General features: G+C 57.4%; 1 rRNA gene. It reads right to left on the bottom strand.

Annotated elements, in window-relative coordinates:
* Window positions 1-47: 47 nt before the first annotated feature.
* A 23S ribosomal RNA gene (locus tag ACZ6PY_RS30305) occupies window positions 48-3,156 on the bottom strand.
* Window positions 3,157-3,322 lie beyond the last annotated feature (166 nt).

Below are 3,322 nucleotides of genomic sequence, written 5' to 3'. Positions count from 1 at the left end.
GGGCTGTTCGCTTGTTCAGAGTTGCACAGTGGACGCGTAGCAGCTTGGTAGTCAAGTCCTCGGCCTATTAGTACCGGTCAACTGAACCCGTTACCGGGCTTACATTTCCGGCCTATCAACCCAGTCGTCTAGCTGGGGGCCTTACCCCACAATGTGGGTGGGATACCTCATCTTGAAGCGAGCTTCCCGCTTAGATGCTTTCAGCGGTTATCCCTTCCGAACGTAGCTAACCAGCCGTGCCCCTGGCGGGACAACTGGCACACCAGAGGTTCGTCCGTCCCGGTCCTCTCGTACTAGGGACAGCCCTTCTCAAGTATCCTACGCGCACGGCGGATAGGGACCGAACTGTCTCACGACGTTCTAAACCCAGCTCGCGTACCGCTTTAATGGGCGAACAGCCCAACCCTTGGGACCTGCTACAGCCCCAGGATGCGACGAGCCGACATCGAGGTGCCAAACCATCCCGTCGATATGGACTCTTGGGGAAGATCAGCCTGTTATCCCCGGGGTACCTTTTATCCGTTGAGCGACACCGCTTCCACATGCCAGTGCCGGATCACTAGTCCCGACTTTCGTCCCTGCTCGACCTGTCAGTCTCACAGTCAAGCTCCCTTGTGCACTTGCACTCAACACCTGATTGCCAACCAGGCTGAGGGAACCTTTGGGCGCCTCCGTTACCCTTTAGGAGGCAACCGCCCCAGTTAAACTACCCACCAGACACTGTCCCTGAACCGGATAACGGTCCGAAGTTAGATACCCAAATCAACCAGAGTGGTATTTCAAGATTGCCTCCACCCATACTGGCGTATGGACTTCACCGGCTCCCACCTATCCTACACAAGCTAACTCAAGTACCAATGTCAAGCTATAGTAAAGGTCCCGGGGTCTTTCCGTCCTGCCGCGCGTAACGAGCATCTTTACTCGTAGTGCAATTTCGCCGGGCCTGTGGTTGAGACAGTGGGGAAGTCGTTACGCCATTCGTGCAGGTCGGAACTTACCCGACAAGGAATTTCGCTACCTTAGGATGGTTATAGTTACCACCGCCGTTTACTGGCGCTTAAGTTCTCCGCTTCGCCCCGAAGAGCTAACAGGTCCCCTTAACGTTCCAGCACCGGGCAGGCGTCAGTCCATATACATCGAATTACTTCTTCGCATGGACCTGTGTTTTTAGTAAACAGTCGCTTCCCCCTGCTCTCTGCGGCCATACAACGCTCCACCCGCGCGGGGCTTCACGTCTCCGGCCCCCCTTCTCCCTAAGTTACGGGGGCAATTTGCCGAGTTCCTTAACCACAGTTCGCCCGATCGCCTCGGTATTCTCTACCTGACCACCTGTGTCGGTTTGGGGTACGGGCCGCTAAGAACTCGCTAGAGGCTTTTCTCGGCAGCATAGGATCACTGACTTCACCTGAATCGGCTCGGCATCACGTCTCAGCCTACATGCGCCGCGGATTTGCCTACGGCACGGCCTACACGCTTACCCCGGCACAACCACCGGCCGGGCTCAGCTACCTTCCTGCGTCACCCCATCGCTTGACTACTACCCGCCAGGTTCCCACGCTCCCCACCATTGACCCGAAGGTCGCCGGCGGCTCGGGTGGTTAGCACAACGAGGTTCGTCAGGGTCGCTCTTTCGCGGGTACGGGAATATCAACCCGTTGTCCATCGACTACGCCTCTCGGCCTCGCCTTAGGTCCCGACTCACCCAGGGCGGATTAGCCTGGCCCTGGAACCCTTGGTCATCCGGCGGAAGGGTTTCTCACCCTTCTTTCGCTACTCATGCCTGCATTCTCACTCGTGCCGCGTCCACAACTAGGTCACCCCGTTGCTTCACTCGCGGCACGACGCTCCCCTACCCATCCACACACCTGCACAAGGAATCACGTCCAAGCGAGGTTAAAATGTGAATGCCACAGCTTCGGCGGTGTGCTTGAGCCCCGCTACATTGTCGGCGCGGAACCACTTGACCAGTGAGCTATTACGCACTCTTTAAAGGGTGGCTGCTTCTAAGCCAACCTCCTGGTTGTCTATGCGACCCCACATCCTTTTCCACTTAGCACACGCTTAGGGGCCTTAGCTGGTGATCTGGGCTGTTTCCCTCTCGACTACGAAGCTTATCCCCCGCAGTCTCACTGCCGCGCTCTCACTTACCGGCATTCGGAGTTTGGCTGATTTCGGTAAGCTTGTGGGCCCCCTAGACCATCCAGTGCTCTACCTCCGGCAAGAAACACGCGACGCTGCACCTAAATGCATTTCGGGGAGAACCAGCTATCACGGAGTTTGATTGGCCTTTCACCCCTAACCACAGGTCATCCCCCAACTTTTCAACGTTGGTGGGTTCGGCCCTCCACGCGGTCTTACCCGCGCTTCAGCCTGCCCATGGCTAGATCACTCCGCTTCGGGTCTAGAGCATGCGACTGAAAACGCCCTATTCAGACTCGCTTTCGCTACGGCTCCCCCACACGGGTTAACCTCGCCACATGCCACTAACTCGCAGGCTCATTCTTCAAAAGGCACGCCGTCACCCCGCAAGGCTCCGACGGATTGTAGGCGAACGGTTTCAGGTACTATTTCACTCCCCTCCCGGGGTACTTTTCACCATTCCCTCACGGTACTCGTCCGCTATCGGTCACCAGGAAGTATTTAGGCTTACCAGGTGGTCCTGGCAGATTCACGGCAGATTTCAGGGGTCCGCCGCTACTCGGGAACACCCACAGAAGGTCAGCAACTTTCACCTACCGGACTATCACCGTCTACGGTCAGCCTTTCCAGACTGTTCGACTAGCCACTGACTTTGTAACTTCTCGAACGAGTGTCAGCTCGCTCAGCAGGGTCCCACAACCCCGACCACGCAACCCCTGACAGGTATCACACGCAGCCGGTTTAGCCTCAATCCGCTTTCGCTCGCCACTACTCACGGAATCACTTGTTGTTTTCTCTTCCTACGGGTACTGAGATGTTTCACTTCCCCGCGTTCCCCCCACACACCCTATGTGTTCAGGTGCGGGTGACACCACATGACTGGTGCCGGGTTTCCCCATTCGGACACCCTGGGATCACAGCTTGGTTGACAGCTCCCCCAGGCCTATCGCGGCCTCCCACGTCCTTCATCGGCTCCTGGTGCCAAGGCATCCACCGTTCGCCCTTGACAACTTGACCACAAAGATGCTCGCGTCCACTGTGCAATTCTCAACAAACGACCAACCCACAACCCGATCCGCCTCACACCAAACCCGACAACCGCCGGCGGTATGCGAGGCCAGGCCATGCCTGGCGCCTCAGCGGACAAACGCCCGCCTCCAAGGCTCTGAAAGACAACCCGACG

The sequence above is a fragment of the Micromonospora sp. NPDC048907 genome (genome assembly GCF_055586885.1).
Note: the sequence above shows the minus strand (reverse complement) of the source record. Positions and strands in the feature narration are given on the sequence as shown.